Source organism: Bradyrhizobium sp. CW1 (assembly GCF_023100665.1).
Classification (GTDB): domain Bacteria; phylum Pseudomonadota; class Alphaproteobacteria; order Rhizobiales; family Xanthobacteraceae; genus Bradyrhizobium; species Bradyrhizobium canariense_D.
This window is the reverse complement of record NZ_CP064684.1, coordinates 8172035-8194304: the sequence shown is the minus strand read 5'-3', so window position 1 is coordinate 8194304 and position 22270 is coordinate 8172035. Positions and strand designations below refer to the sequence as shown.

Here is a 22270-nt window from a genome sequence, read left to right as displayed (position 1 = left end):
AGTAAATTTGAAGAATGATTTCAGACGCTTGGGTCGATCATCGCCGATCCGAGGTTGAAGCTTGCGCGCCGAGACTGTATCTAGCGCGAAGGGCTTTCGAAGCGGGGTTCGCCGCTTTTCGGGCGTGTTTCACTGGGCATGAGACATCCCTTCATTCATGCTGCGTCGGCGAATCCTGAAGCCGGCGTGGCAGATCGCGCGAAGACCGCGCAGGATCGTCGCGAAAGGCTAGAAGGCGGGGATGGTCGATCTCTTCAGCATGTTCCGTCGGCGCCCCGCCAAACGCGGCCGGCCAGGATTTGCGCGCCAGGACATCACCGCGCTCGCTGACAGCGTCGGCGGCCTCGTGGCCAGCCCTGTCAGGGACGCGCCGCCGATCGCCCGTAACCAGCCGATGCACGCACCCGATCAGTTCCAAGGGGACTATCAAGCCGAGCAGCCCCGGGCCCAGGCGGTTCATCCCGTGAGGGCTGCCGGCAGGCCCAACGGTTCCGGCGGGCCTCAGCTCTTGAAGCGGCCGGGCTTCCTGGCTGTGCATAGCGTGGAAAAGAGTTTTGGCAGCCGCCAGGTCGTGCGCGGCGTCAGCATCTATGTGCGCCGTGGCGAAGCGGTCGGCCTGCTCGGCCCCAACGGCGCCGGCAAGACCACCGTGTTCTACATGATCACCGGCCTGATCAAGGCCGATCGCGGCGCGATCGAGCTCGACGGCCACGACGTCACCAAGCTGCCGATGTATCAGCGCGCGCGGCTCGGGATCGGCTATCTGCCGCAGGAGGCCTCGATCTTCCGCGGTCTCACCGTCGAGCAGAACATCCGCGCCGTGCTCGAAGTGGTCGAGCCGTCGCGCAAGAAGCGCGAGCAGCAGCTCGACTCGCTGCTCGACGAATTCAACATCACGCGCCTAAGGAAATCGCCGTCGATTGCGTTGTCCGGCGGTGAGCGGCGCCGCGTCGAGATCGCGCGCGCACTGGCGACGCGTCCGAACTACATGCTGCTCGACGAGCCCTTTGCCGGCATCGATCCGATCGCGGTCGGCGACATCCAGGACCTCGTCCGCCATCTCACCAACCGCGGCATCGGCGTGCTGATCACCGACCACAATGTGCGCGAGACGCTCGGCCTCACCGATCGCGCCTACATCGTCTATGCCGGTGAGATCCTGACCGAGGGGAGCCCGGATGAGATCGTCGCCGATCCGGACGTGCGCCGCCTTTACCTTGGCGAGGAATTCCGCCTCTAGCCCGTTTTTCCAATTCGTCAAGACGTGTACATCGGGCTTGGACTAGGATAAGCAAAAATCGGACCAACTTTTGGGATCGGTTCTTGCTTCATGGCGCTTTCGCAGAGATTAGAGTTCCGGCAATCGCAGTCGCTGGTCATGACGCCGCAGTTGATGCAGGCGATCAAGCTGCTGCAATTGTCCAATCTCGATCTCACGACGTTCGTCGAAGAGGAACTCGAGCGTAATCCCCTGCTGGAACGGGCCAATGACGAGCCGCCCGCGGGCGAGGGCCCGGCCGAGACCGGCCAGTTCAATGACAGCGACGGCGGCCACAACGACGAGCCGGGCGGCGGCCCGGGCGAAGCCTTCGAGCCCGGCCAGGAAGAGTGGATGAGCAAGGATCTCGGCACCCGCGCCGAGATCGAGCAGACCATGGACACCGGGCTGGACAACGTCTTCTCCGAGGAACCGGCCGAGGCGGCCGCGCGCAACGCCCAGGATGCGGCGCCGACCACCTACACCGAATGGGGCGGCGGCGCCTCCGGTGACGAGGACTACAATCTCGAAGCCTTTGTCGCCGCGGAGACCACGCTCGGCGACCATCTCGCCGAGCAGCTCTCGGTTGCCTTCACCGGGGCCGCGCAGCGCATGATCGGCCAGTATCTGATCGACCTCGTCGACGAAGCCGGCTACCTGCCGCCGGATCTCGGGCAGGCCGCCGAACGGCTGGGCGCATCGCAACAGGACGTCGAGAACGTTCTTGCCGTACTGCAGAAATTCGATCCGCCCGGCGTCTGCGCGCGCAATTTGAGCGAATGCCTGGCGATCCAGCTCCGCGAGCTCGACCGTTACGATCCCGCGATGCAGGCCCTGGTCGAGCATCTCGACCTCCTCGCCAAGCGCGACATCGGAGCCTTGCGCAAGGTTTGCGGCGTCGACGATGAGGACATCGCCGACATGATCGGCGAGATCCGCCGGCTCAATCCCAAGCCCGGCATGAAGTTCGGCACGGCCCGGCTCCAGACCATGGTGCCCGATGTCTATGTCCGCCCGGGACCCGATGGCGGCTGGCATGTCGAGCTCAACAGCGACACCTTGCCGCGCGTGCTGGTCAACCAGACCTACTATTCGCAGCTCTCGAAGAAGATCGGCAAGGACGGCGACAAATCGTATTTCACCGATGCGCTTCAGAACGCGACCTGGCTGGTGCGTGCGCTCGACCAGCGCGCCCGCACCATCCTGAAAGTCGCAACCGAAATCGTGCGCCAGCAGGACGGCTTCTTCATCCATGGTGTGGCGCATCTGCGACCGCTGAATCTGAAGGCCGTCGCCGACGCCATTCAGATGCATGAATCCACGGTGTCGCGCGTCACCGCCAACAAATACATGGCGACCAATCGCGGCACGTTTGAGCTGAAATATTTCTTCACGGCCTCGATTGCATCGGCCGATGGCGGCGAGGCTCATTCGGCCGAAGCCGTGCGCCACCACATCAAGCAGCTGATCGATGCGGAGGCGCCCTCCTCGATCCTGTCCGACGACACCATCGTGGAACGCTTGCGCGGCTCGGGCATTGATATCGCCCGCCGCACGGTCGCGAAGTACCGCGAAGCCATGCGCATTCCTTCCTCGGTGCAACGCCGTCGCGACAAGCAGAGCGCTCTTGGTAACGTCGTCTCCACCGCCATGGCCGATCGCTCCCGCAATCCCGAACCGGCCTGATTGCGCCGGCGCGAAATCGCGCTACTCTCGATCTGCTATCGGGCCCAAATCCAGGCCAGGCACGAACCAAGTGAGGTTCACATGACTCTCCGCATCTCGGGAAAGAGCGTCAACGTCGGCGAGGCCCTGCGCGGCCGCGTCAACGACCGGACTGAAGAGGTCCTGCGCAAATATTTCGACGGCAATTACTCTGGTCACATCACGCTGAGCAAGGACGGCTTCGGCTTCCGCACCGACTGTGCGCTGCATCTTGATTCGGGAATCACGCTCGAGGCCGATTCCAACGCACCGGACGCCTATGCCAGTGCCGACCAGGCGCTGGTGATGATCGAGAAGCGGCTCAAGCGCTACAAGAGCCGGCTCAAGGATCGCTCCGCCCGCAAGGCCCATGTCGCCTCCGCGGCGCTGGCCGCGATGGATGCCACCAGCTACGTGCTGGAGGCACCGGGCGAGGGTGAGGATGAGGACGAGATCACCGGCTACAGCCCCGTCATCATCGCCGAGGCCACCACCTCGCTGAAGCCGCTGTCCGTGAGCGAAGCGGTCATGGAACTCGACCTCAGCGGGGCGCCCTGCCTGGTGTTTCAGCACGGCTCCTCCGGCCGGGTGAACATCATTTACCGCCGGGCCGACGGCAATGTCGGCTGGATAGACCCCCCGGGGGTCAAGACGGACGGCAAGGTGGGTGGCAAGGCGTGAGGCCGTCGGGCGACGCTCTGGGGGCCCCGCGCCGGGGCCCCTTTCCGCCTTAACAATGACCGGGGCAAAGCTGCACGCGGGAGTTGGCACCGGGATTGCGTTGGAGTAGAAGCCCCCCACATCAGGGGCGAGCTAAGTCCGCCTCCTGCTTCATCTTCTTGACGTCGGCCCGCCCAGGTTCTTTGTCCAGGCTGGCCAATTCGGAACCTGACGTTTTCATTCACCTCGGAAAACTTCCATGCCGATTACCGATCTGGTCGCGCCCGAGGCGATTCTCCCGGCATTGAAGGTCAACAGCAAGAAGCAGGCGCTTCAGGAACTCGCGGCCAAGGCCGCCGAGTTGACCGGGCAGAACGAGCGTTCCGTGTTCGAGGTACTCCTGCAACGCGAGAAGCTCGGCACCACTGCGGTCGGCTACGGCGTCGCCATTCCCCACGGCAAGCTGCCCAAGCTGGAAAAGATCTTCGGCATGTTCGCCCGCCTCGATCGCCCGATCGATTTCGAATCGATGGACGGCCAGCCGGTCGATCTCGTCTTCCTGCTGCTCGCCCCCGAAGGCGCCGGTGCCGATCACCTCAAGGCGCTGGCCCGCATCGCCCGCCTGCTCCGCGACCAGGACATCGCCAAGAAGCTCCGCGCCTCGCGCGATGCCCAGGCGATCTATTCGGTGCTCGCGCTGCCGCCGGCGACCGCGGCGTAACTCCCCTCCTTCTTGCAGGATAAGGCCCGATCGATTCTGGCACCTGGATTGCGCGGCGCGCAGCAATCTCGTCATGCTCATCTTGATCTCGAAGGTAGAAGACGCGAATATCTTCCCGTTTGAGACGTAGGGCATAGGGGCGGCCCTCACATCGTTAAGGGCCGTTCGCCGTTGTGGACTGAGTGCACGTGACTGGGAATGGAAGGGCGCCGCTGCACATCGGTGCCGGGGCGGAAGAGCGGCCCGCGGCCGTGCTTCAGGGTGGTCAGCTTGGCGCCGGACTGCATACCGCAGCGGACTCCGATGCATATGAAAGCGCGATCTGGAAAGCGCCAAGCGCCGGCGTGGAACGGCTGGCCAGAAACGTGATCCGCAGCTCGATCACCCTCAACGTGGTCGCATCAATGGGTGTTCTTCACCCCGCATTACTACCTTCAGAGTGGAGCTATGTGCAGCAGGCGGTCGCGCTGCTGATGTGGATCGTCTCGATCTATGCCAGTGTCTTCGTACGGCCGCGGGTCCGGATCCAGCCCAATCCAGATCTCATCGCGTTGGTCACATTTTATGCCCTCGCGGCCGTTTCCGTTCTCTGGACCACGCTTTCCATCGCAGCGATCATGAAGAGCGTTGCACTTGTGGTGACGACTTTCGGTGCGTATTGCCTCATCACGCGTATCGACATCGACGAGATCGTCGGATCCACGGCGCTTGGGCTGTTCGTTCTGGTCGCCGCCTCGGCGTTGTGCGCCGTCTTCGTGCCCGAGATCGGCGTCGACCAGAGCTGGATGCACAACGGCCAGTGGCAAGGAATCTACGAATCGAAGCAGACGCTCGGCTTTATCAGCGCATATCTGATGTTCTTTGCCTGTTATCAGAAGATCACGGGGCAGGGATGGATTGCATTCCTCGTGTCGCTTGTTCTGGCATCGACCTGCGTCATCGCCTCGGAGTCGCGTGGTGCCGGCGCTGTCGCATTCGCGGCGGGCGGGCTGCTCGTGACTTCCATGTGGTCGATCCGCTGCATGAAAATCTATGCGGTGTTGCCATTCATCATGTGCATCCTGGCCGCTCTGCTGATGCTGTATTTTTACGTGACGGGGTACGATTCCATCCATCTCGGCGAGGCGACCGTCGATTTGACCGAGCGGACCTTCATTTGGCAGTACGCCATCGGCCATTTCAACGATGCGCCGCTGCTGGGCTTCGGCATCAACGGATTCTGGACGCGCCCCGCGATCTACGACTATTTCAACCAGAATCATGGCTGGGTGCTCGACAATTATCATAGCGGTTACATCGCGGTCGCGATTGAAACTGGATTTCTGGGATATTTGCTGTTCGTCACGAGCGTTTATCTGTTCTCGGAAAAGGTCCTCTATTTGATCGCCACCCGGTCGATCGATCGGTATCACTGCGCGCTGATCATCGGCTTCGTCGTCCTGAGCTTTCAATCGAACTTCACGGAGACGATGTTTCTTCGCTCGACAATGTTCACGTCGGTGCTGCTCGTCGCATTCTTCTTCGCAGTGTGCAGGCCGGTGCCCCAGCAGGGGCCTGCAGCAATGACGGGGCAAACAGGATGAATGCCATCCGCGTCCGCTGGACGATAGCCTTTCGTCTTGTCTTGGCACTATCCGTGCTTCCGATCTGCTTCCGGACCGAGGCAGCCGGACAGGCCAACACGCCCCCTGCTCCAAAATTGGGGCGCGGCATCAACATCCTCGGCTACGACGGCGTCTGGGAGGGAGGCCGAAACGCGCCATTTCGTCTGGACAACCTCACTGCGATCAGACGCGCCGGGTTCTCGCACGTTCGGATAAATTTCTTCGGCTTTAGATTCATGAATCCGGAGAAGGTAATGGATGAAGTCGTCTTGAGGCGGCTCGATGGCGTCATCGAGGAAGTGCTCGCCCGAAATCTCATCCCCATCCTGGACGAGCACGATACCCATGTTTGTCAGCGCGACATCTCCGAGTGCACAGACAAGCTGAAATCGTTCTGGACCCAAATCGCCGCGCGCTACGCCGGGAAATATCCAGCACTTGTCTTCGAGGTCCTCAACGAGCCGGGCGGGCAGATGTCGTCCACCGGCTGGAACGGCCTTCTGAACGAGTGCCTCAGCATCATCCGCGCCACCAATCCCCGGCGGACGGTCATCGCTTCGGTTCTCAACGTCGACGAGATGCCGGTCGAGGACCTGGTCCTGCCGTCGGATGACCGGAATCTGATCGTCACGTTTCACTATTACGCGCCGATCCGTTTCACCCATCAGGGCGCACCGTGGTCGCCCACATTCTCGCGAATCGGCCCGCTCGACTGGGGTACCCCGGAGGATAAACAGAAGGCCCGCGCCGATTTCGAGAAGATTCGGTCCTGGTCCCAAAGAGAAAAGCGCCCGATCTATCTCGGCGAGTTCGGCGTGTACGAGGCCGCTCCAGCCGAAGCACGGACCAGATATCTGTCATTCGTGGCGCGGAGCGCAGAGCGGCTTGGCTGGGCTTGGGCCTATTGGCAGTTCGATCATGATTTCGCGGCCTTCGACAGCGCGCGTCAAGCCTGGAAGCCGGACATCCTGCGGGCACTGCTTCCGGCCGGGCGTTGAGGTGCATCCGGGACGCGAGCCATCGCCGCACACTGCCTCATTGCGAGCGAGCGAAGCAATCCAAAATCTTGCCACGGAAAGATTCTGGATCCCCCAAAGCAAACGGGCACGCCTTCCTGCGAAGGCATGCCCGCTTGAAACCCTATTCGTGCGACGCGCGCGTGCTCAGTGCACGCTCACCGCTTGCAGCTCGTTGCTCCAGGCGTTGGCGATTGCGGCTTCGCGGCTGTCGGTCAGCATGATCGGCGTGCCGTCGGCGGCGTGGAGCGCGAAGAGCTTGAGGCCCGGCGCGATCTTCGGCGCTTCGGGAAACAGGCCCGGCACATCCTCAGAGCGGATCTGCTTCACATAGGCGATATGGCCTTCGCCGAGGGTTGCCAGCGTTTCCGGCGAGACGTTCTTGGCTTCGTATTCGAACGCAACGTGACCTTCACTCATGGTCTCGACTCCTCTCTCGAAACTAAGCGGTCGAGTCCGCTACTCGTTCCATTATTCGTGCTCATTGATAGCGATTGTCTTAACGATCCTCTCCGGTTCCGGCCGGGCAAGATCGATCGCCAGCAATCCGTTCTTCAGATCCGCACCCAGCACCAGCATCCCCTCCGCCAGCACGAAAGTGCGCTGGAAGTGGCGCGCGGCGATGCCGCGATGGATGTATTGCCGGGTCTTGTCGTCCTGCTGCCGCCCGCGAATGACGAGCTGGTTTTCCTCAATGGTTACATCGAGTTGGTCGCGGGTGAATCCGGCGACCGCCAGCGTGATCCGCAGACGCTCGGGCTGGCCCTCCGACCGGTCGCACCTCTCGATATTGTAGGGAGGGTAACCGTCGGCGCCTTTGACAACCCGATCGAGCACGCGCTCGATCTCGTCGAAGCCCAGAAGGAAGGGACTGGAAAGCATGGGAACACGAGACATAGTTTACAAAGTCCTCTCGAAGCGACTTTGGTGCATCAGGGCCCGTACAGGCACCCCTTGATCAGCAATATGGGCATATCCGCGTGTGGGTTCAAGGACGTAGCCGGGGCTGTGGACTGGCAGCTCACCCGCAAAAGCTGACTTGTCGCCATGGCGCGAAACGCCTGCCACAAGCCGGCCCGACGAAATTGCGGTGTGATTTTTCTCAACAAAAACAAACCCCCTTCTACTGTGCATGGGGTTGTTTTCGCGTTTTTTAATCGACGGCCCAGCGGAACCCGATCAGGCCTCGATCCGCGTCCGCCCATCGCCGCTGAACAGATGCAGCTTTTGGCGCATTGCTGCGACGCGGATCTTCTCGCCGATCGGAGGCGCCTCTGAGCCGGGAATGCGGACGATGACCTCGCCGGGCGGCAGTTCGCCGGGGTTGGCGGCGATGCGCTGCTCGTCCTGAGCCCGCGTGCCGTAAACGAAGGTTTCAGCGCCGACGCGCTCGATCGCTTCCACGGTGAGCGGAAGGGCGACGCCGCCGGCCGGGCTCTGGTCGGTGATGACGAAATCCTCCGGGCGAATGCCGAGGATGCCGGCGTCGGTGCTGCCGAGCTGCGACTTGATCTCGTCGGCGCGAATCGACATCAGATTCATCGGTGGCGCGCCGATGAAGGAGGCGACGAAAGTCGTCGCCGGCTTCTCGTAGATCGCCAAGGGATTGCCGACCTGCTCGACCTGGCCGCCATTCATCACCACGAGAATGTCGGCGAGCGTCATCGCCTCGAGCTGGTCGTGGGTGACGTAGATCGACGTGGTGTTGAGCCGGCGCTGCAATTTGCGGATCTCGACCCGCATCGCGATGCGGAGTTTGGCGTCAAGATTGGAGAGCGGCTCGTCGAACAGAAACACCTTCGGCTGGCGCACGATGGCGCGGCCCATGGCGACGCGCTGGCGCTGGCCGCCGGAGAGCTGGCGCGGCTTGCGCTCCAGCATCGAGGTGAGCTCGAGCACGCGGGCGGCTTCGTCGACGCGGGTCTTGACCTCGGCCTCCTTCATGCCGCGGTTGCGCAGGCCGTAAGCCATGTTGTTGAAGACGCTCATATGCGGATAGAGCGCGTAGTTCTGGAACACCATCGCGATGTCGCGGTCGGCGGGCTCGATCTGGTTGACGATGCGGCCGCCGATGTCGATCTCGCCGCCGGTGACGGTTTCGAGGCCTGCGACCATGCGCAGCAATGTCGACTTGCCGCAGCCGGAGGGCCCGACCAGCACGCAGAACTGGCCGTCGCCGACATCGACGTTGACGCCCTTGATGGCCTCGAAGCCGCCGGGATAGGTTTTGCGGACGTTGCGCAGGGTGACGTTAGCCATGGGATTTACTTTTCCGTCTCCACGAGTCCGCGCACGAACAGTTTCTGCATCACGACGACGACGAACACCGGCGGCAGCATCGCGAGCACGGCCGTCGCCATCACGATCGGCCATTCGGTCAGCGCGTCGGTGGTGGTGATCATCTTGCGGATGCCGACCTGGATGGTCTGCATGTCGTCGCGGGTGGTGATCAGCAGCGGCCAGAGATATTGATTCCAGCCGAGGATGAAGAGGATCACGAACAGCGCCGCCATGTTGGTGCGCGACAGCGGCAGCAGCGTATCCCAGAAGAAGCGCAGGGGACCGGCGCCGTCGATGCGCGAGGCCTCCAGCAGCTCGTCCGGCACCGTCATGAAGAACTGGCGAAACAGCAGCGTCGCGGTGGCGGAGGCGATCAGCGGCAGTGACAGGCCCGCATAGCTGTCGAGCATGTGCAGATCGGCGACGATCTTGTAGGTCGGATAGATGCGCACCTCGACCGGCAGCATCAGCGTGATGAAGATGATCCAGAAGATCGGCATCCGGAAGGGAAAGCGGAAATAGACGATCGCGTAGGCCGAGATGATCGAGATCGCGATCTTGCCGACCGCGATCAGCAGCGCCATCACCAGCGAGTTCAGCATCATGTTGCCGACGGGCTCGCGGGTCGATCCGCTCGTGCCGACGAAAATGGTCTGGTAGTAGACCTCGAAGAAATGGCCGCCCGGCAGCAGCGACATTTGCCCGTTGGCGATCAGCGCGTTGTCCTGGGTCGAGGCGACGAACGCGATGTAGACGGGGAAGGCGACGACCGCGATCCCGATCCAGAGGATGATGTGGGCGATGTTGCGCCGGAAGCCCTCTTCCTCGACCATCAGTAGGTCACCTTGCGTTCGACGAACCGGAACTGGATTCCGGTGAGCACGATGACCATGACCATCAGGATCACCGACTGCGCCGCCGAGCTGCCGAGATTGCCGCCGAGCAGGCCGTCGGAATAGACCTTGTAGACCAGCGTGACCGTCGACGTTCCGGGGCCGCCGCGGGTCATCGTGTCGATGATGCCGAACGTGTCGAAGAAGGCGTAGACGATGTTGACCACCAGCAGGAAGAAGATGGTCGGCGACAGCAACGGGAAGGTCACGGTCCAGAACCGCCGCATCGGACGGGCGCCGTCGATCGCGGCGGCCTCGAACACGCTCTTTGGGATCGCTTGCAGGCCGGCGAGGAAGAACAGGAAATTATAGGAGATCTGCTTCCACGCGGCGGCGAGGATGATCAGCGCCGCGGCCTGGTCGCCGTCGAGCAGCGGATTCCAGTCGACGCCCATATTGCGCAGATAGCGCGAGAGCACGCCGAGCGAGGGATGCAGCATGAAGATCCAGAGCACGCCGACCACGGGCGGTGCCACCGCATAGGGCCAGATCAGGAGCGTGCGGTAGAGCATCGAGCCACGCAGCGGCTTGTCCGCCATCACGGCGAGCAGCAGCGCAAAGGACAGCGACGAGACGGCGATGGCGAACGAGAACAAGAAGGTCCGGACGATCGCCTCGAAATAGGCTGCGTCCTTGAACAGCTCGACGTAATTCTCGAACCAGACAAAGGTGGTCGACAGACCGAACGCATCCTGGAGCAGGAAGGACTGGATCACCGCCTGCAGGGCCGGCCAATAGAAGAAAATCAGGACGATCGCGAGCTGCGGCGCAACCAGCGCGTACGGTAACAGTCTTGACTGGAAGATGGCTTGCTTTTGCATGATGCCAGCAGAGCGGCAGGCCGGGTCGCGGCCTGCCGCTCATTGCCTCACTTGACGGCGGTCTTTTCGAACTGCCGCAGCATCGTGTTGCCGCGCTCGACGGCGGCATCGAGCGCCTGCTTGGCGGTCTTCTTGCCGGCCAGCGCTTGCTCAATCTCTTCCGACCAGACGTCACGCAGCTGCACCATGTTGCCGAGGCGCAGACCGCGCGAATTCTCGGTCGGCTCCTTGTTGGTCAGCTCGAGCAGCGGGGTCTCGAGATAGGGCTGATCCTTGTAGAAGCCTTCTTCCTTCGCCTTGGCGTAGGCCGCCTTGGTGATCGGCAGGTAGCCGGAGGCCTTGTGGATGTAGACCTGGCGATCGGTGTCGGAGAGGAAGGTCAGGAATTTCGCGACGCCCTTGTATTCCTCGGCCGACTTGCCGCCCATCACCCACAGCGAAGCGCCGCCGATGATCGAGTTCTGCGGTGCGCCCTTGACGTCGGGATAATACGGCATCGGCACGGCGGTGAAGTTGAACTTGGCCTGCGCCTTGACGTTGCCGAAGAAGGCCGACGAGGTCAGGTAGATCGGGCACTCGCCCGAAGTGAAGCGGCCTTCGCCGGTGTTGGTGCGGCCGGCGTAGTCATAGGTCTTGGTCTTCTGCAGCTCGACCAGGGTTTCGAGATGCTTGACCTGAAGCGGTCCGTTGAACTCGAGCACGGTGTCGAAGCCGTCGAGGCCGTTGGCCTTGCTGGCGAGCGGCACGTTGTGCCACGCCGAGAGCTGCTCGAGATTGACCCAGGTGATCCAGGAGCCCGAGAAGCCGCAGGTGTCATGACCGGCAGCCTTCAGCTTCTTGGCGGCCTCGAACGTTTCGGGCCAGGTCTTCGGGATCTCTACGTTCGCCTTCTTCAGCTCGTCGAGGTTCACCCACATCACGGTCGAGGACGAGTTGAAAGGGAAGGACAGCATCTCGCCCTTCGACGTCGAATAATAACCGGTGATGGCGGGCAGGTAGATCTTGGGGTCGAACTTCTCGCCGGCGTCGGCCATCAGCTTGTAGACGGGCTTCACGGCGCCGGTCGCGGCCATCATGGTCGCGGTGCCGACTTCGAACACCTGCATGATGTGCGGGGCGTTGCCGGCGCGGAACGCCGCGATGCCGGCGTTCATCGTATCGGGATAGTTGCCCTTGTAGGTCGGGATCACCTTGTAGTCGCTCTGCGACGCGTTGAAGTCGGTGGCGAGCTTGACGATGACGTCGTTGTTGGCGCCGGTCATCGCGTGCCACCACTGGATTTCGGTCACGGCCAAGGCCGGCGAGGCCGATAGTCCAACCGTGAGTGCAATAGCGGCAGCCGCTCCAAAATGTCGAAGAGCCATCAAGTAAACCTCCCTTGGGCCGTCAAAAATGATCGCTTGCGCTAGCAGCGCCATATGACGTTCACATGACTGTGTAAGCGGCCGAAACGAAAGCGGCAAGCGCTGGAAAAGGGAAGCCGTCAAATAGGCGAATGCCGCGCGCGCAGCGTCCTCCGTTCGCGGTGCACAGAGCGCCCGCACCGCACTGCGGCATTGCCGTGGGATGTGGAAGGCGAGGGCGCTAGCGCTTGCGCTCGGGGCCGCAGACAGTGCCCTGCTCGACCATCGCGTCGATCTCGGACCTGGAGTAGCCGAATTCGCCCAGGACCTCGGCGGCGTGCTCGCTGAATTTCGGCGGCAGGCGCCGCAGGCTCGGCTTGCTGCGGTCGAGCCGGATCGGCGACGCCACGCCCTTGTACCAATCCTTCTCGATAATATCGCCGCGCGCGATCGTGTGCGGGTTGGTCAATGCCTGGTCGATCTTCTGCACGGGGCCGGCGGGCAGGCCCGCGGCGAGCAGGCGATTGCACAGCGGCTCGGCCTCGTGCTGGCTGAACACGGCGGCAAGCTCGGCCCGCAGCGCCTCGCGATTGCCGATGCGATCCTTGTTGCGCGCAAAGCGCGGATCGGTGCCGAGCTCGGGCTTGCCGATCTCCTTGGCGAGCTTGCGGAAGGTGCCGTCATTGCCGACGCCGATGAAGATGTCGTCGGTCTTGGTCGGGAAGATCGCATAGGGCACGAGGTTGGGATGCTCGTTGCCGGTGAGCGACGGCGGCTTGCCATGCATGAAATAATTCGCGGTGTGCGGATGCATGATGGCGAGACCGGTCTCGTACAGCGTGGTCTCCAGGAACTGGCCCTGGCCCGAGCGCTGCCGCTCCGACAGCGCCATCAAGATGCCGATCGCCGCATAGAGGCCGGTGCCGATGTCGACCAGCGGCACGCCGATCCGCATCGGTCCGCTCTCGGGCGAGCCGGTCGCCGCGATCATGCCGGTCATGGCCTGGATGATGGCGTCATAGCCGGGATTGCCGCCGCGCGGGCCGTCGGCGCCGAAGCCGCAGATCCGGCAATGCACGAGGCGCGGAAATTTCTCGCGTAACACCTCGTTGCCGATGCCCCATTTCTCCAGCGTGCCCGGCTTGAAGTTCTCGATCAGGACGTCGGCGCTCTCCAGCATCTTGAGCAGCACGGTCCGGCCGCCCTCGGAGGCGAGGTCGAGGCCGATCGAGCGCTTGTTGCGGTTGATGCCGATGAAATAGGCCGCGTCTTCCTCGTGGAAGGGAGGGCCCCAGTCGCGTACCTCGTCGCCTGCGGGCGGCTCGACCTTGATCACGTCGGCGCCATGGTCGGCGAGGATCTGGGTGCAATAGGGGCCGCCGAGCACGCGCGTCAGATCGATGACGCGCAGGCCGCTCATTGCACCCATGGCAGCTCCAGAACTGGCGGCTTCAGTCATGCCTTCGCGTCCCCTGTGTCGGTATTGATCACAGGCCTAACGAGGTTCGTCCGAGCCGGCAATGGCTTCGCGCGTAGGGCGTCATGCAGGCCGCTCGCCGCAATCCCGCGGGATGGCAAATCAAGGGAGGCGGCCGGCCCGAGGGGTATCTCGGGCCAGCCGCTTCAGCTAACCGATCAGACGACCGTCAGACGGACGTCGACATTGCCGCGCGTCGCGTTGGAATACGGGCACACCTGGTGCGCCTTCTCGACCAGCGCCTCGGCTTCCGCGCGGGCGAGGCCCGGCAGCGAGACGGCAAGGTCGATGTCGAGACCGAAGCCGCCGGCCGCGCGCGGGCCGATGCCGACGGTCGAGGTCACGGAGGCGTCGGCCGGAACCTTGGGGCCGCCCTGCGAGGACACGAACTTCATCGCGCCGATGAAGCAGGCGGCATAGCCCGCAGCAAACAGCTGCTCGGGATTGTTGCCGGCGCCGCCTCCGCCGCCGAGCTCCTTCGGCGTGGTGAGCTTGACGTCGAGCGCGCCGTCGAGGGTCGCGGCATGGCCGTCGCGGCCGCCGGTGGCCTTTGCGCTGGTCTTGTAGAGGACGTTCACTGACATTTTTGTCTCCCTGTGTTTTCGGGGTGGGGGCGCCATCTTTATCGCAGGCAATTAGATTGCGCGCAATTGAAATTATAGCGTCTCACATTTAATTGTTCGCAATTGAATGTAGCGACGGCCGGCCCCAGAATGGAGCAAGTCCTGTGAGATTCTCGATGCCCCGGAAACATTCGGCAGCGGACGCGCCGCTGCGCCTCGACAACCAGATCTGCTTCGCGGTCTATTCCGCCGCGCATGCGTTCAACCGCGTCTACAAGCCGCTGCTGGACCGGCTCGGCCTGACCTATCCGCAATATCTGGTGATGCTGGTGCTGTGGGAGCGCGACGACGTGCCGGTCAAGAGCATCGGCGAAAAGCTGCACCTGGATTCGGGCACGCTGACACCGCTGCTCAAGCGGCTCGAGGCGGCCCACCTCGTCAAGCGCACGCGCTCGAGCGAGGACGAGCGTCAGGTGCTGATCGCGTTGACGCCGCAGGGCCAGGCCTTGAAGGACAAGGCGCGGGCCGTGCCGCAATCGATTCTGGCGGCATCGGACTGCTCGGTCTCGGAGCTTGTCGCGATGAAGGACGAGATTGTGGCGTTGCGCGATCGGTTGAATGCGGTGATCGGGGAGTAGGGTTAGAGGTGCGCTCTTAGGACAGCCGCTTCTTTGTGAAGGCTCGGCCGGAGTGAGACTTCAGGTAGGCTTCAAAAGCGAGCGCTTTGTGCTTGTCAGGGAAGGCGCAGTACCAGTTCAGCTTCCAAGGCTTGAACTTGGCAGTGTGGGTGGATTTGCCAGCATTGTGCTCTGGAAACCGGCGCTTCAGATCTTCCGTAGCCCCAACGTATTCCTGCTCGGGAAATTCGATGCTGCGGAGGATGTAGACGTACCACATTGACGATTATCGCCCGGGCAGCCGCTGCGTGGGAGTCTCACCAGTCCGTCTTCGCCCTTCGGGCTTCGCCGGACACCACGCTTCGCCCTTCGAGCTCCGCGCGGCTGCGCCACGCGTAGCCCGAAGGGCGAAGCGTGGTGGAGCCAGGCGGGATCGAACCGCCGACCTCTTGCATGCCATGCAAGCGCTCTCCCAGCTGAGCTATGGCCCCTTAACCGTCCGACGCGCCTTGGGCGACGCGTCGGGAAAGACCCAGAACCACAGTTCTGGAATTATCTCAAGTCTCTTCGTCACCGCCGACATCACCAATGATGTCGGTGACGTCCTCATCGCCTTCTTCGTCGTCGGCGATAAAGGTCGAATCATCGTCGTCATCGTCCTCGATAGTTTCATCGACTTCGATGTCGTCCTCGGATTCGGGCACGACGGCCTTGACCTTGCCGGTGTTCTCCTCGGCATCGGCCTCCTCGAGCGAGACCTCCTCGACCTCCGCCGGCTCTGGCGTGGCGTCGGCGGCAGCGGCTGCGTGACGGGCTTCGGCACCGCGGGGTGCGCGAGCCGGCGCGATGGGCGCGATCGGCACGACTTCACCGGTATAGGGCGAGATCACCGGATTCTTGTTGAGGTCATAGAACTTTTTGCCCGTGGTCGGGCAAATACGTTTAGTTCCGAGTTCGGACTTGGCCACGGCAGAGGAATCCTGGAAATGTCTGAAAAGCGGTGCTTCACTTGGCTAGTTGGCGGCCCGCTGTCAATAGCGCATTGCGGGAGAACGACATGCCCGTGACGGCGGGGAGACCATGTGGTACCTGCCCCGCGAGTCCCACAGGGACGTTTCGGGCCTACCCAAGGACACGAACTTGACCGATTCCGACAAGCCGACGCCGCTCCAGTCGCGCGCCAGCGGTCCCCTGACCGGGAAAGTAAGGGTGCCCGGAGACAAGTCGATCTCCCACCGTGCCCTCATCCTCGGCGCGCTCGCGGTCGGAGAGACGCGGATTTCGGGCCTCCTGGAGGGCGAGGACGTCCTTAACACCGCCAAATCCATGCAGGCGCTCGGCGCCGGGGTCGAGCGTACCGGAGATTTCGCCTGGAAGGTGAACGGCGTGGGTGTCGCAGGCTTCGCGGAGCCCAAAGCGCCGCTGGATTTCGGCAACTCCGGCACCGGCTGCCGGCTCGTCATGGGCGCCGTCGCCGGCTGTCCGATCTCCGCGGTTTTCGACGGCGATGCCTCACTGCGCAGCCGGCCCATGCGCCGGATCCTGGATCCCCTGGAAAAGATGGGCGCGAAGGTCGTCTCCGGCGGCGCGGGCGGCCGTCTGCCGCTGACCGTCCAGGGTGCGCGCGATCCGCTGCCGATCACCTACAAGACGCCTGTGGCCTCGGCCCAGATCAAATCCGCCGTGCTGCTCGCGGGCCTGGCCGCGCCGGGCGCCACGACCGTCATCGAGACCGAGGCCAGTCGCGACCACACCGAACTGATGCTCAAGCATTTCGGCGCCGAGATCACCTCAGTGCAAGAAGGTCAGCACGGCCGCCGTATCACGCTCGTGGGGCAGCCGGAGCTGCATGGCGCCAATGTCGTCGTGCCCGCCGATCCCTCGTCGGCGGCGTTCCCTATCGTTGCTGCGCTGATCGTCGAAGGCTCCGAAATCGTCCTGTCCGACGTCATGACCAATCCGCTGCGCACCGGTCTTTTCACCACGCTGCGCGAAATGGGTGCCTCGATCGAGGAAAGCGAAGTTCGTGGCGACGCTGGCGAGCCGATGGCAAAGCTGCGGGTACGCGCCTCGAAATTGCGCGGTGTCGAGGTGCCGCCGGAGCGTGCACCGTCGATGATCGACGAATATCTGGTGCTGGCGGTGGCGGCCGCCTTTGCCGAGGGCACGACCATCATGCGCGGCCTCCAGGAGCTGCGCGTGAAGGAATCCGACCGTTTGGAGGCCACCGCCGCCATGCTCCGCGTCAACGGTGTCAAGGTCGAGGTCTGCGGCGACGATTTGATCGTCGAAGGCCGCGGCCACGTTCCCGGCGGCGGCGTGGTGGCCACCCACATGGATCATCGCATCGCGATGTCCGCGCTGGTGATGGGCTGCGCCTCCGATCAGCCGGTAACCGTCGATGACACCGCCTTCATCGCCACCAGTTTTCCGGATTTCATCCCGATGATGCGTTCGCTTGGGGCCGATTTTTCATGATCATTGCCATCGACGGGCCCGCGGCGTCGGGCAAGGGCACCCTCGGCAAGCGCCTTGCCCACCATTACGGCTACCGTCACCTTGATACCGGCGTAATCTATCGCGCGGTGGCCTATTCCCTGATGCAGTCCGGTCATGATCTCCGGGACGAGGCGGCGGCGGTCGCTGCGGCGCTGGAACTCGATCCCGAAAAGTTCGGCAATCCCGCCCTGAAGACCCAGAAGGCCGGCGAGGGCGCCTCGATCGTCTCGGCGATCCCCAAGGTGCGCGAGGCCCTCATCAACTTTCAGCGGCAATTCGCCGCCGATCCGCCCGGCGCCGTGCTCGATGGGCGCGATATTGGAACCGTGATCTGCCCCCATGCCGACGTGAAGATCTTCGTCGTCGCCGACCCCAAGGTCCGTGCCCGCCGCCGGACCATGGAGGCCAAGGCGCGGGGCGAGGAGGCGGACGAGGCGGCCGTGCTCGCCGATATCATCCAGCGCGACGAGCGCGACAAGAACCGGGCGATCGCCCCCCTGAAGCCGGCTCCGGATGCTTACTTGCTAGATAACTCCCAACTGGATATAGAAGGCGGCGTCCGGGCCGCCATCGACATTATCGAGGCCGTCCGAGCGGGCCGGTCGCGGGGTTAAGCCGCTGCCGTCATTGGAGGAAGCGCCCGCTCCCGCTCTTTGAGGTCGATACTCTCGGTCCCTGCTCGGGGCCGACGCGATCCAGGTTCCGGACAAAAGATTTCCACGTATCGAACGCGCGGGCCTCAGCCGGCCCGCTTCCGCTGTTCCGCCCTCCAGGTCGGAGCAGCGAGCGGTCGCTCGAAGGTTCTGCGGACCTTCCGACACTGCGCGTACGGTGCGCCCAAGAACCCAACGGCCGGCATGACATCCGCAACTGGAGAACAAATGGCTTCGACTTCTGCTGATACCTATAGCCCGTCGCGCGACGATTTCGCCGCGATGCTCGACGAGTCCTTCGCAGGCGGCAACCTGCAGGAAAGCTCAGTCATCAAGGGCAAGGTTGTTGCAATCGAAAAGGACATGGCCGTCATCGACGTCGGCCTGAAGACGGAGGGCCGCGTTGCCCTGCGCGAATTTTCCGGCCCCGGCCGTGACAGCGAGCTCAAGGTCGGCGACGAGGTGGAAGTGTTCCTCGATCGGATCGAGAACGCCCTCGGCGAAGCCGTGCTGTCGCGTGACAAGGCGCGCCGCGAAGAGAGCTGGGGCAAGCTCGAGAAGGCCTTCCAGAACAACGAGAAGGTCAACGGCGTCATCTTCAACCAGGTCAAGGGCGGCTTCACCGTCGACCTCGACGGTGCCGTGGCCTTCCTGCCGCGTTCGCAGGTCGACATCCGTCCGATCCGCGACGTTGCGCCGCTGATGAACAACTCGCAGCCGTTCCAGATCCTCAAGATGGACCGCCGCCGCGGCAACATCGTCGTGTCCCGCCGCACGGTTCTCGAAGAGACCCGCGCCGAGCAGCGTCAGGAGCTGGTGCAGAACCTCGAAGAGGGTCAGGTCATCGACGGCGTGGTCAAGAACATCACCGATTACGGTGCGTTCGTTGATCTCGGCGGCATCGACGGTCTGCTGCACGTCACCGACATCGCGTGGCGCCGCGTCAACCACCCGACCGAGGTGCTCTCGATCGGCCAGACCGTGAAGGTCAAGATCATCAAGATCAACCACGAGACGCACCGCATCTCGCTGGGCATGAAGCAGCTGTTGGACGATCCGTGGCAGGGCATCGAAGCCAAGTACCCGCTGGGTGCCCGCTTCACCGGTCGCGTCACCAACATCACCGACTACGGCGCGTTCGTCGAGCTCGAGCCGGGCATCGAAGGCCTGATCCACGTCTCCGAGATGTCGTGGACCAAGAAGAACATGCACCCCGGCAAGATCGTTTCGACCTCGCAGGAAGTCGAAGTGCAGGTGCTGGAAGTCGATTCCGTCAAGCGCCGCATCTCGCTCGGCCTCAAGCAGACCATGCGCAACCCGTGGGAGGTCTTCGTCGAAGGTCACCCGACCGGTTCGACGGTCGAGGGCGAGGTCAAGAACAAGACCGAATTCGGTTTGTTCCTGGGCCTCGAGGGCGACGTCGACGGCATGGTCCATCTCTCCGACCTCGACTGGAAGCAGCCGGGCGAGCAGGTGATCGACAACTACAAGAAGGGCGACATGGTGAAGGCCGTGGTGCTCGATGTGGACGTCGAGAAGGAGCGCATTTCTCTTGGAATCAAACAGCTTGAAGGCGACCCCTTCGCCGAGCCGGGCGATGTCAAGAAGGGCGCGGTCGTGACCTGCGAAGTGATCGAAGTGAAGGAGAGCGGCATCGAGGTGAAGATCACCGGTACCGACTTCACCACGTTCGTGAAGCGCTCGGAGCTCGCTCGTGACCGCAACGATCAGCGCGCCGAACGCTTCGCCGTCGGCGAGAAGGTCGATGCCCGCGTGATCCAGTTCGACAAGAAGGCCCGCAAGGTCCAAGTGTCGATCAAGGCGCTCGAAGTCGCCGAAGAGAAGGAAGCCATCGCGCAGTACGGCTCTTCCGATTCGGGAGCAACGCTCGGCGACATCCTCGGCACCGCGCTCAAGAACCGCGACACCAAGTAAGCGAAACGCAGGTTTCACTGCATCAAAGCCCCGGCGCGAGCCGGGGCTTTTTTGTAGTGAGGTCGTCGCCCGGATGGGGCGAAGTGAAATCCGGGAAAGCCTCTCCGTGAGGCGAGAACCCCGGATTACGCTTGCGCTCCATCCGGGCTACGCGGCAGCCGGCCTTGTTTTCTTCTAATTGCGCCGCAATTGATGTATCCAGATAAGCCAATGGCGACGCTGCGACGGCACAACGCGCCTGGCCTTTCATTTGGAGATATTGAGATGTCACTCGATTCGGACATCATCGTCGATCGCCGCAGGATCCGCCGCAAGCTGACGTTCTGGCGCGTATTGGCCGCGCTGATCGCGATCGCGGCGATCGCAGGCTTCGCGCTGGTCGCGACGCCTGGTGCGCGCGGCACGTTCGCGTCCGCCGGCTCGATCGCGCGGGTCCAGATCGAGGGCCTGATCCGCAGCGATTCCGATCGCACCCAGGCGCTCGAGCGGCTGGAGAATTCGCAGGCCGCCGCCGTCATCGTTCACATCAATTCGCCGGGCGGCACCACCGCCGGCTCCGAGCAGCTCTATGATTCGCTTGTACGGTTGAAGGCAAAGAAGCCGCTCGTTGTCGTCGTCGAAGGCCTCGCCGCCTCCGGCGGCTACATCACCGCGATCGCCAGCGATCACATCATCGCCCAGCAGAGCTCGCTGGTCGGCTCGATCGGCGTGCTGTTCCAGTTTCCGAACGTCTCGGAGCTGTTGAAGACCGTCGGCGTCAAGGTCGAGGAGGTAAAGTCCACGCCGCTGAAGGCCGCGCCCAACGGTTTCGAGCCAACCAGCCCTGAGGCACGGGCGGCGCTCGATGCGTTGGTGAAGGATTCCTATGCCTGGTTCAAGGGATTGGTGAAGGAACGGCGTGGCATGGATGACACGCAGCTCGAGAAAGTGGTTGATGGCCGTGTCTTCACCGGACGCCAGGCCATCGATCTCAAGCTGATCGATCAGATCGGCGACGAGAAGACCGCCGTGACCTGGCTGGTCGAGCAGAAGGGCGTCAAGAAGGGGCTCTCCGTGCGCGATTACAAGCTGCAGCCGCGCTTCAGCGATCTGCCGTTCCTCAAGACGGCGGCCGCAGTAACGCTGGAAGCACTGGGTTTAGGCTCGATTGCGCATCAAATCGGACAAACCGGCGTCGCACAGGCGGTCGATCGGCTCGGAATGGATGGAATGCTCGCCTTGTGGCAGCCGGCGGCGTCGAACTGACCGGAACCGGGCGAGCCACAGAGGTTTTTCCCGTTCGGCGCGTGTAGGTCCAGCCCGCTTTTTCGGCATTTGTCACGTGTTTTCACGACGCTCAACCCTCATTTAGCGTCTTGACAGATCACGGTATTTTCACGGAAATGGTCGTCCGCACGCTCCCGGGTCCTATCTCTCGATGATCAAATCCGAACTTGTTCAGCGTATCGCCGAGCACAACCCGCATCTGTACCAGCGGGATGTCGAGAACATTGTGAATGCGATTCTCGAAGAGATCGTAGCGGCTCTCGCGCGCGGTGATCGCGTCGAGTTGCGCGGCTTCGGTGCCTTCTCGGTCAAGCATCGCCCTGCGCGCGCAGGGCGCAATCCGCGCACCGGCGCCCATGTGCCTGTCGATCAGAAGAGCGTTCCGTTCTTCAAGACCGGCAAGGAAATGCGCGAACGGCTGAATCGCGACCATCCGGATCCAGGCGCGCCAGACTGAGGTCCACCTCAGGGTTTCCCGCGGTCGCCAGTGATGCGGCCGCAACCTTGATTCAAGGCGAGCGAGCCGAGATGCGAAAATTCCTGAGCGCGCTGGTCGTGATTCCGCTGGGCCTGGTCCTGATGGTCTTTGCCGTCGCCAACCGGCATTTCGTCACGGTCTCGTTCGATCCCTTCGTTTCCAACGACCCGTCATTCTCGGCAACGCTGCCGCTGTTCCTGCTCCTGATCGTGGTGGCTGCGCTCGGGGTCCTCGTGGGCGGGTGTGCCGTCTGGTTCGGCCAGCGGCACTGGCGGCGTGCGGCGCGCCGGCATGACGCGGATGCCCGGGCCGCGCGAGGCGAGCTGGCTGATCTGCGGGCCCAGTCTGCCGCAGCAAGGCCTGAGTCCCAGCGCCTCCCCGTTCCCTCCGGTGTGGGGCTTTACGGGCCCGTCGGGCGAGACAAGCAGCGCGCGACGTTGTAGAAGCGGCCGCAACCGAAAAGCCCGTTTTCCGGCCGCGGA

The 22270-nt window shown here is 63.1% G+C and carries 23 protein-coding genes and 1 tRNA gene; 13 read left to right on the top strand and 11 right to left on the bottom strand.

Translation table 11 applies throughout. The features are described from left to right. Window positions 1–241 precede the first annotated feature (241 nt). From lptB to IVB54_RS39035, 6 genes are all read left to right on the top strand, one after another. Entirely contained in the window at window positions 242–1240 is a 999-nt protein-coding gene (lptB, locus tag IVB54_RS39060; protein WP_018455742.1) for an LPS export ABC transporter ATP-binding protein, read from the top strand. Window positions 1241–1330: 90 nt separating this feature from the next. After that, window positions 1331–2944 (top strand): RNA polymerase factor sigma-54, encoded by a 1614-nt coding sequence (gene rpoN, locus IVB54_RS39055; RefSeq protein ID WP_247295847.1) that lies wholly within the window; start codon window positions 1331–1333, stop codon window positions 2942–2944. A gap of 81 nt (window positions 2945–3025) precedes the next feature. Next, a complete protein-coding gene (raiA, locus tag IVB54_RS39050; protein WP_026233016.1) occupies window positions 3026–3643 on the top strand; it encodes a ribosome-associated translation inhibitor RaiA in 618 nt (205 codons plus the stop codon). A 238-nt stretch (window positions 3644–3881) separates the two neighbouring features. Beyond that, a complete protein-coding gene (ptsN, locus tag IVB54_RS39045) occupies window positions 3882–4343 on the top strand; it encodes a PTS IIA-like nitrogen regulatory protein PtsN (RefSeq protein WP_018455745.1) in 462 nt (153 codons plus the stop codon). Between the two features lie 182 nt (window positions 4344–4525). Further along, window positions 4526–5926, top strand: coding sequence for an O-antigen ligase family protein (locus tag IVB54_RS39040; protein ID WP_026233017.1), 1401 nt, complete (start codon window positions 4526–4528; stop codon window positions 5924–5926). Continuing rightward, window positions 5923–6945: a glycoside hydrolase family 5 protein gene (locus IVB54_RS39035; protein ID WP_247295991.1), complete on the top strand. Its 1023-nt coding sequence runs from the start codon at window positions 5923–5925 to the stop codon at window positions 6943–6945. Before IVB54_RS39040 ends, IVB54_RS39035 begins: the two co-directional genes overlap by 4 nt. Window positions 6946–7110: 165 nt before the next feature. Here the strand turns inward: IVB54_RS39035 and IVB54_RS39030 are convergent, their stop codons facing one another. From IVB54_RS39030 to IVB54_RS38995, 8 genes are all read right to left on the bottom strand, one after another. Further along, window positions 7111–7383 carry a DUF1150 domain-containing protein gene (locus IVB54_RS39030; protein ID WP_007598581.1) on the bottom strand — a complete coding sequence of 91 codons (273 nt, stop codon included), beginning with the start codon at window positions 7381–7383 and terminating at the stop codon, window positions 7111–7113. 51 nt (window positions 7384–7434) lie between these two features. Continuing rightward, the gene (locus IVB54_RS39025; RefSeq protein ID WP_026233018.1) at window positions 7435–7860 is read right to left on the bottom strand and encodes an Hsp20 family protein; all 426 of its coding nucleotides are present in this window, start codon (window positions 7858–7860) and stop codon (window positions 7435–7437) included. Window positions 7861–8142: 282 nt separating this feature from the next. Continuing rightward, a complete protein-coding gene (locus IVB54_RS39020; protein ID WP_018455749.1) occupies window positions 8143–9222 on the bottom strand; it encodes a sn-glycerol-3-phosphate import ATP-binding protein UgpC in 1080 nt (359 codons plus the stop codon). A 5-nt stretch (window positions 9223–9227) separates the two neighbouring features. Further along, on the bottom strand, window positions 9228–10076 hold the full coding sequence (ugpE, locus tag IVB54_RS39015) for a sn-glycerol-3-phosphate ABC transporter permease UgpE (protein ID WP_018455750.1): 849 nt from the start codon (window positions 10074–10076) through the stop codon (window positions 9228–9230). Further along, complete coding sequence (gene ugpA, locus IVB54_RS39010) at window positions 10076–10957, bottom strand: sn-glycerol-3-phosphate ABC transporter permease UgpA (protein ID WP_018455751.1); 882 nt, start codon at window positions 10955–10957, stop codon at window positions 10076–10078. Before ugpA ends, ugpE begins: the two co-directional genes overlap by 1 nt. Before the next feature lie 47 nt (window positions 10958–11004). Next, on the bottom strand, window positions 11005–12321 hold the full coding sequence (ugpB, locus tag IVB54_RS39005) for a sn-glycerol-3-phosphate ABC transporter substrate-binding protein UgpB (RefSeq protein WP_026233019.1): 1317 nt from the start codon (window positions 12319–12321) through the stop codon (window positions 11005–11007). Between the two features lie 220 nt (window positions 12322–12541). Beyond that, a complete protein-coding gene (locus IVB54_RS39000) occupies window positions 12542–13759 on the bottom strand; it encodes a CaiB/BaiF CoA-transferase family protein (protein WP_026233020.1) in 1218 nt (405 codons plus the stop codon). 176 nt (window positions 13760–13935) lie between these two features. After that, window positions 13936–14361: an organic hydroperoxide resistance protein gene (locus IVB54_RS38995; protein WP_007598424.1), complete on the bottom strand. Its 426-nt coding sequence runs from the start codon at window positions 14359–14361 to the stop codon at window positions 13936–13938. A gap of 155 nt (window positions 14362–14516) precedes the next feature. On the opposite strand from IVB54_RS38995, the gene IVB54_RS38990 reads away from it, so the two are divergent. After that, window positions 14517–14978, top strand: a complete 462-nt coding sequence (locus IVB54_RS38990) for a MarR family transcriptional regulator (protein ID WP_018455754.1) — start codon at window positions 14517–14519, stop codon at window positions 14976–14978. Window positions 14979–14994: 16 nt separating this feature from the next. Here the strand turns inward: IVB54_RS38990 and IVB54_RS38985 are convergent, their stop codons facing one another. From IVB54_RS38985 to IVB54_RS38975, 3 genes are all read right to left on the bottom strand, one after another. Further along, window positions 14995–15237, bottom strand: a complete 243-nt coding sequence (locus IVB54_RS38985; protein WP_247777012.1) for a GIY-YIG nuclease family protein — start codon at window positions 15235–15237, stop codon at window positions 14995–14997. 135 nt (window positions 15238–15372) lie between these two features. After that, window positions 15373–15448 (bottom strand) — tRNA-Ala (locus IVB54_RS38980). A 66-nt stretch (window positions 15449–15514) separates the two neighbouring features. Beyond that, the gene (locus IVB54_RS38975; RefSeq protein ID WP_007598417.1) at window positions 15515–15925 is read right to left on the bottom strand and encodes a TIGR02300 family protein; all 411 of its coding nucleotides are present in this window, start codon (window positions 15923–15925) and stop codon (window positions 15515–15517) included. Window positions 15926–16097: 172 nt separating this feature from the next. Between IVB54_RS38975 and aroA the strand changes: the two genes are divergently transcribed. The 6 genes from aroA (at window position 16098) to IVB54_RS38945 (ending at window position 22231) form a co-directional block, all read left to right on the top strand. Then, entirely contained in the window at window positions 16098–17435 is a 1338-nt protein-coding gene (aroA, locus tag IVB54_RS38970) for a 3-phosphoshikimate 1-carboxyvinyltransferase (protein WP_018455757.1), read from the top strand. Next, entirely contained in the window at window positions 17432–18070 is a 639-nt protein-coding gene (gene cmk / locus IVB54_RS38965; RefSeq protein ID WP_018455758.1) for a (d)CMP kinase, read from the top strand. The genes aroA and cmk overlap by 4 nt, the downstream gene beginning before the upstream one ends. A 267-nt stretch (window positions 18071–18337) precedes the next feature. After that, window positions 18338–20044 (top strand): 30S ribosomal protein S1, encoded by a 1707-nt coding sequence (gene rpsA, locus IVB54_RS38960; RefSeq protein WP_027566167.1) that lies wholly within the window; start codon window positions 18338–18340, stop codon window positions 20042–20044. Between the two features lie 264 nt (window positions 20045–20308). Further along, a complete protein-coding gene (gene sppA / locus IVB54_RS38955) occupies window positions 20309–21289 on the top strand; it encodes a signal peptide peptidase SppA (protein WP_018455760.1) in 981 nt (326 codons plus the stop codon). Between the two features lie 172 nt (window positions 21290–21461). Further along, the gene (locus tag IVB54_RS38950; RefSeq protein ID WP_007598410.1) at window positions 21462–21767 is read left to right on the top strand and encodes an integration host factor subunit beta; all 306 of its coding nucleotides are present in this window, start codon (window positions 21462–21464) and stop codon (window positions 21765–21767) included. A 71-nt stretch (window positions 21768–21838) separates the two neighbouring features. Then, entirely contained in the window at window positions 21839–22231 is a 393-nt protein-coding gene (locus IVB54_RS38945) for a lipopolysaccharide assembly protein LapA domain-containing protein (protein WP_204513028.1), read from the top strand. Window positions 22232–22270: the final 39 nt, after the last annotated feature.

What these genes read in the sequence shown, in the direction of transcription:
- IVB54_RS39030 (WP_007598581.1), bottom strand. Translation starts at nt 7,383, where the DNA reads ATGAGTGAAGGTCACGTTGCGTTCGAATACGAAGCCAAGAACGTCTCG.
- rpsA (WP_027566167.1), top strand. Translation starts at nt 18,338, where the DNA reads ATGGCTTCGACTTCTGCTGATACCTATAGCCCGTCGCGCGACGATTTC.
- IVB54_RS39020 (WP_018455749.1), bottom strand. Translation starts at nt 9,222, where the DNA reads ATGGCTAACGTCACCCTGCGCAACGTCCGCAAAACCTATCCCGGCGGC.
- IVB54_RS39035 (WP_247295991.1), top strand. Translation starts at nt 5,923, where the DNA reads ATGAATGCCATCCGCGTCCGCTGGACGATAGCCTTTCGTCTTGTCTTG.
- IVB54_RS39000 (WP_026233020.1), bottom strand. Translation starts at nt 13,759, where the DNA reads ATGACTGAAGCCGCCAGTTCTGGAGCTGCCATGGGTGCAATGAGCGGC.
- ptsN (WP_018455745.1), top strand. Translation starts at nt 3,882, where the DNA reads ATGCCGATTACCGATCTGGTCGCGCCCGAGGCGATTCTCCCGGCATTG.
- ugpE (WP_018455750.1), bottom strand. Translation starts at nt 10,076, where the DNA reads ATGGTCGAGGAAGAGGGCTTCCGGCGCAACATCGCCCACATCATCCTC.
- ugpB (WP_026233019.1), bottom strand. Translation starts at nt 12,321, where the DNA reads ATGGCTCTTCGACATTTTGGAGCGGCTGCCGCTATTGCACTCACGGTT.
- IVB54_RS38945 (WP_204513028.1), top strand. Translation starts at nt 21,839, where the DNA reads ATGCGAAAATTCCTGAGCGCGCTGGTCGTGATTCCGCTGGGCCTGGTC.
- IVB54_RS38950 (WP_007598410.1), top strand. Translation starts at nt 21,462, where the DNA reads ATGATCAAATCCGAACTTGTTCAGCGTATCGCCGAGCACAACCCGCAT.
- raiA (WP_026233016.1), top strand. Translation starts at nt 3,026, where the DNA reads ATGACTCTCCGCATCTCGGGAAAGAGCGTCAACGTCGGCGAGGCCCTG.
- lptB (WP_018455742.1), top strand. Translation starts at nt 242, where the DNA reads ATGGTCGATCTCTTCAGCATGTTCCGTCGGCGCCCCGCCAAACGCGGC.
- IVB54_RS39025 (WP_026233018.1), bottom strand. Translation starts at nt 7,860, where the DNA reads ATGTCTCGTGTTCCCATGCTTTCCAGTCCCTTCCTTCTGGGCTTCGAC.
- sppA (WP_018455760.1), top strand. Translation starts at nt 20,309, where the DNA reads ATGTCACTCGATTCGGACATCATCGTCGATCGCCGCAGGATCCGCCGC.
- IVB54_RS38995 (WP_007598424.1), bottom strand. Translation starts at nt 14,361, where the DNA reads ATGTCAGTGAACGTCCTCTACAAGACCAGCGCAAAGGCCACCGGCGGC.
- IVB54_RS38990 (WP_018455754.1), top strand. Translation starts at nt 14,517, where the DNA reads ATGCCCCGGAAACATTCGGCAGCGGACGCGCCGCTGCGCCTCGACAAC.
- ugpA (WP_018455751.1), bottom strand. Translation starts at nt 10,957, where the DNA reads ATGCAAAAGCAAGCCATCTTCCAGTCAAGACTGTTACCGTACGCGCTG.
- cmk (WP_018455758.1), top strand. Translation starts at nt 17,432, where the DNA reads ATGATCATTGCCATCGACGGGCCCGCGGCGTCGGGCAAGGGCACCCTC.
- IVB54_RS38985 (WP_247777012.1), bottom strand. Translation starts at nt 15,237, where the DNA reads ATGTGGTACGTCTACATCCTCCGCAGCATCGAATTTCCCGAGCAGGAA.
- rpoN (WP_247295847.1), top strand. Translation starts at nt 1,331, where the DNA reads ATGGCGCTTTCGCAGAGATTAGAGTTCCGGCAATCGCAGTCGCTGGTC.